The 4,544-nt window shown below is 73.2% G+C and carries 4 protein-coding genes; 3 read left to right on the top strand and 1 reads right to left on the bottom strand.

Translation table 11 applies throughout. The features are described from left to right. Positions 1 to 66 precede the first annotated feature (66 nt). On the top strand, positions 67 to 1,383 hold the full coding sequence (locus tag ACSNOC_RS27045; RefSeq protein ID WP_436750208.1) for a sensor histidine kinase: 1,317 nt from the start codon (positions 67 to 69) through the stop codon (positions 1,381 to 1,383). 256 nt (positions 1,384 to 1,639) lie between these two features. On the opposite strand, the gene phoU is transcribed toward ACSNOC_RS27045, so the two are convergent. After that, positions 1,640 to 2,314 (bottom strand): phosphate signaling complex protein PhoU, encoded by a 675-nt coding sequence (gene phoU / locus ACSNOC_RS27040; protein ID WP_436750207.1) that lies wholly within the window; start codon positions 2,312 to 2,314, stop codon positions 1,640 to 1,642. Positions 2,315 to 2,494: 180 nt separating this feature from the next. Here phoU and ACSNOC_RS27035 point away from each other — a divergent pair, with 180 nt between their 5' ends. Next, positions 2,495 to 3,811 carry a sensor histidine kinase gene (locus ACSNOC_RS27035; RefSeq protein WP_436750206.1) on the top strand — a complete coding sequence of 439 codons (1,317 nt, stop codon included), beginning with the start codon at positions 2,495 to 2,497 and terminating at the stop codon, positions 3,809 to 3,811. Continuing rightward, positions 3,808 to 4,488 carry a response regulator transcription factor gene (locus ACSNOC_RS27030; protein ID WP_049563925.1) on the top strand — a complete coding sequence of 227 codons (681 nt, stop codon included), beginning with the start codon at positions 3,808 to 3,810 and terminating at the stop codon, positions 4,486 to 4,488. The genes ACSNOC_RS27035 and ACSNOC_RS27030 overlap by 4 nt, the downstream gene beginning before the upstream one ends. Positions 4,489 to 4,544 lie beyond the last annotated feature (56 nt).

Below are 4,544 nucleotides of genomic sequence, written 5' to 3'. Positions count from 1 at the left end.
TCTCTCGGTGGTTTCTCGGCCGTCGCGCGGCGGAGACCGCCGCCCGGCAGGCTCTAGGCTCGGGGCATGACCGACACGGGGGTCCGGGAGAGGTGGGAGGACCGCTGGCTGCTGCCCGGCGAGCTGCTGTCCGGCGCGGACGGGCGGGGAGCGCCCGGCGGGGGCGCACGGCGGCGCACGGGGCGCGACTGGGCCGTCGACATCCTGCTGTTCCTGTGGTCGGTCGGCATGTGGGTCGTGCTCACCGTCACCCTGCCCGAGCGGGACTACCTGCCGCGGTGGATCGTCCTCGCCGACCCGCCGCTGGGCGCGCTCTCCTGCCTCGCGGTGTGGTGGCGCCGCCGCTGCCCGCTCAGCCTGGCCCTCGCCCTGATCCCGGTCGGCGCCGTCAGCAGCTCGGGCTTCGGCGCGCTCACCGTGGCGATCCTCAACCTCGGGCTGCGCGTGCCGTGGCGCACCGGCGCGCTGGTCATGGGGCTGCACCTCGCCGCCGCCCTGCCGTACCTGCTGGTGTACAGCCTCCCGCACGAGGGCGGCTGGACGACGATCGCCTTCATCGCCGCGTACTACCTGTTCTTCTTCTCCTGGGGCGCCGGGATGCGCGTGCGGCGCCAGCTGGTGGTCCGGCTGCGCGAGGACGCCGAGCGGGAGCGCGCCGAGCACGCCCGGCGGCTGGCCGACGCGCGGCGCGGCGAGCGCGAGGCCATCGCCCGCGAGATGCACGACGTGCTGGCCCACCGGATCTCGCTGCTGTCCGTCCACGCGGGCGCCCTGGCGTACCGGACGGACCGGTCGGCGGCCGGCGCCAAGCCGCTGACGCCCGGGGAGATCAGCGACAGCGCCCAGGTCATCAGGGACACCGCGCACCAGGCCCTGGAGGAGCTGCGCGAGGTGCTGACCGTGCTGCGCGGCCCCGACACCGCGGGCGGCCGGCCGCAGCCGGGCATCGGGGGCATCGGGGAGCTGGTGGCCGAGGCGGAACGGGCGGGGCAGCGGGTGGTCCTCCACCAGGAGTACGACCGCGCCGCCGCCGCCGACGGGCTGCGCGGCCCGGTGCAGCGCACGGCCTACCGGGTCGTCCAGGAGGGGCTGACCAACGCCCGCAAGCACGCCCCCGGCGCCGAGGTCACCGTCCGGGTCTCCGGCGCGCCGGGCGAGGGGCTCACCGTTCAGGTGCGCAACGACCTGCCCGCCGGCGCCTCACCGGCCGTGATTCCCGGTGCCGGCGCGGGCCTGGCCGGGCTGGAGGAGCGCGCCGCGCTGGACGGCGGCAGCCTGCGGCACGGCATCAGCGACACGGCGTTCGAGCTGGTGGCGACCCTGCCATGGGGCCCCGCCGGGCAAGGGCGGGCCCCCGACGCTCAGCAGGCGCCCCCGCACTGACAGGCGGAGCCGGACTGGCAGCCGCAGCCGCACCCGGAACCGCACCCGCAGCCGCTCAGCAGCGGCAGAGGACGACGGTCACGCGGGGACACGGGAGCGGGGGCGGATATCGGGGTGGGAGAGGCGGGTGAGGCAGCCATGAATTCCTCCTCGACAGGGGATGTACCGCTGCCCATGGACGCCCACCCCGCGCCATGCGTCAACCAGCGCGGAAACGGCGCGTGGGAGCACGGACCGGCGGCCGGGGGGCGCAGGCTCAGACCGAGGCCTCGGGCTCGGGGGTGAACTCGTCCGCGTGCTCGCCCGTCACCAGGTACACCACCCGGCGGGCGATCGACACCGCGTGGTCGGCGAACCGCTCGTAGTAGCGGCCCAGCAGGGTCACGTCCACGGCCGTCTCGATGCCGTGGTTCCACCGGTCGTCCAGCAGGTGGCTGAAGAGCGTCCGGTGCAGGGAGTCCATCTCGTCGTCGTCCTGCTCCAGCTGCATTGCCAGGTCGACGTCCTTCGTCAGCAGCACCTCGGTGGCCTTCGCCATCAGCCGCTGCGCGAGCTGTCCCATCTCCAGGATCGTGGCCGTCAGGTCGCGCGGCACGGCCGAGTCCGGGAAGCGCAGTCTGGCCACCTTCGCGACGTGCTGCGCCAGGTCGCCACAGCGCTCCAGGTCGGCGCTCATCCGCAGCGACATCACCACGATGCGCAGGTCGGTGGCGACCGGCTGCTGCCGCGCGAGCAGCGCCACCGCCGCGTTCTCCAGGTCGCGCTGCATGTCGTCGACCTTCTCGTCGGCGGCTATCACGCTCTCCGCGAGCTTCAGATCCGCGTCCAGCATCGCGGTCGTCGCCCGGCCTATCGCCGAGCCGACGAACCGGGCCATCTCCACCAGGCTGTCGCTGATCGCGTCGAGCTCTTCGTGGTATGCGTCACGCATGACTGTCCTTCCTCACTGCCGGCGCCGTTCGTGTCGTCCATAAGCTCTGTCCGCAAAGCAGCCGCTTCCGCCCCGTCAAGTGAATCATCGCTGTCAGCAAGGTGAACTCTCGCGGGCGTCCGGACGAGCATCTTCAGTCACGTCTGTGGCCTGCGGGCACGGCCCGCATAACCTGAGGATATGGACGTGAACGCGGCGGTCGCCGCCGTGGCAGCGGTAGCCGGTATGTGCACCGGCGCCATCGCCATGCTGGCATTCCGTCTGAGCGAGCGCGAGCGTACGCGTCCCCTCCGCGCCGGGCACGCGGCGGACGGGGCGCTTCCGCCCGGTGTGGACACGGTCCTGTCCGTGCTCCGCTCCTCCGCCGTGGTGCTGGACGAGCGGGACGACGTGATGAAGGCCAGCTCGGCGGCGTACGCCCTGGGCCTGGTCCGCGGCGGCCGGCTGGCCGTGGAGCCGATGCTGGCGATGGTGCGCGACACCCGCCGCGACGGCGAGATACGGGAGATGGAGCTCGACCTGCCCCGGCGCGGCCGGGGCCTGGGCCGCGCCGACGTGCTGGCGGTCTCCGCCCGCTCCGCGCCGCTGGGCTCCCGGCTGGTGCTGCTGCTGGTGGAGGACCTGACGGAGGCCCGCCGCATCGAGGCGGTCCGGCGCGACTTCGTCGCCAACGTGAGCCACGAGCTGAAGACCCCGGCCGGCGCGCTGTCGCTGCTGTCCGAGGCCGTCCTCGACGCGGCCGACGACCCCGAGGCCGTCACCCGCTTCGCGGGCCGCATGCAGAACGAGGCCACCCGGCTGACCAACCTCATCCAGGAGCTGATCGACCTCTCCCGGGTGCAGGACAACGACATGCTCACGCAGGCCGAGCTGGTGCCGGTCGAGGAGCTGGTGGTCGAGGCCATCGACCGCTGCCGCCAGCAGGCGAGCAGCAAGCAGATCACCATCGCCTCCGGCGGCACCGAGGGCCTGTCCGTCTGGGGCAACCGCGGCCAGCTCGCCGCGGCCCTCGGCAACCTGGTGGAGAACGCGGTGAACTACAGCCCGCCCCACACCCGGGTCGCCATCGCGGGTTCCCAGGTCCCCTCCCCGGGCGGCGACCTGATCGAGATCGCCGTCACCGACCAGGGCATCGGCATCCCCGAGACCGACCGGGAGCGGATCTTCGAGCGGTTCTACCGCGTCGACCCCGCCCGCTCCCGCGCCACCGGGGGCACCGGCCTCGGGCTGGCGATCGTCAAGCACGTGGCCGCCTCGCACGGCGGGGAGGTCATGGTGTGGAGCGCCGAAGGCCAGGGCTCCACGTTCACCCTGCGGCTGCCCGAGCCGAGCAGCGCGCAGGAACGCCATCTGTCCGTCCGCAGGAAAAGGGACGGCCTCGGTGGCACGCTTCATGAACCGGCCGAGTTCGCCGACAGCGCCGAGACCGACGCCGTACCGGGTTCCCAGCCGCATCCCACCCGCACCAACGATCCTGCCCGGGAGGTCCTCCCGTGACCCGAGTGCTCGTCGTCGAGGACGAGGAGTCTTTCAGCGACGCTCTGTCGTACATGCTCCGCAAGGAGGGCTTCGAGGTCGCCACCGCGGCCACGGGGCCCGAGGGGCTGGACGAGTTCGAGCGCAACGGCGCCGACCTGGTACTGCTCGACCTCATGCTGCCGGGGCTGCCCGGCACCGAGGTCTGCCGCCAGTTGCGGGGCCGCTCCAACGTGCCGGTCATCATGGTGACCGCGAAGGACAGCGAGATCGACAAGGTGGTCGGTCTGGAGATAGGGGCCGACGACTACGTCACGAAGCCGTTCTCCTCGCGGGAGCTGGTGGCCCGCATCCGCGCGGTGCTCCGCCGGCGCGGGGAGTCCGAGGAGGAGAGCCCGGCCGCCCTGGAGGCCGGGCCGGTGCGGATGGACGTGGACCGGCACGTGGTCACCGTCTCCGGCCGCAAGGTGGACCTGCCCCTCAAGGAGTTCGACCTGCTGGCGATGCTGCTGCGCAACGCCGGCCGGGTGCTCACGCGGATGCAGCTCATCGACCGGGTCTGGGGTGCCGACTACGTCGGTGACACCAAGACACTGGACGTTCACGTGAAGCGGCTCCGCGCCAAGATCGAGCCCGACCCGGGAGCCCCGCGCTACCTGGTCACGGTGCGCGGGCTCGGCTACAAGTTCGAGCCGTAGGGCGCCGACGGGGGGGGGGGGGGGGGGGGGGGGGGGGGGGGGGGGGGGGGGGGGGG

Source organism: Streptomyces sp. URMC 129, from assembly GCF_051386415.1.
GTDB lineage: Bacteria > Actinomycetota > Actinomycetes > Streptomycetales > Streptomycetaceae > Streptomyces.
The sequence above is the reverse complement of the archived record's forward strand: the minus strand, read 5'-3'. Positions and strand labels throughout refer to the sequence as shown.

What these genes read in the sequence shown, in the direction of transcription:
- phoU (WP_436750207.1), bottom strand. Translation starts at nt 2,314, where the DNA reads ATGCGTGACGCATACCACGAAGAGCTCGACGCGATCAGCGACAGCCTG.
- ACSNOC_RS27035 (WP_436750206.1), top strand. Translation starts at nt 2,495, where the DNA reads ATGGACGTGAACGCGGCGGTCGCCGCCGTGGCAGCGGTAGCCGGTATG.
- ACSNOC_RS27045 (WP_436750208.1), top strand. Translation starts at nt 67, where the DNA reads ATGACCGACACGGGGGTCCGGGAGAGGTGGGAGGACCGCTGGCTGCTG.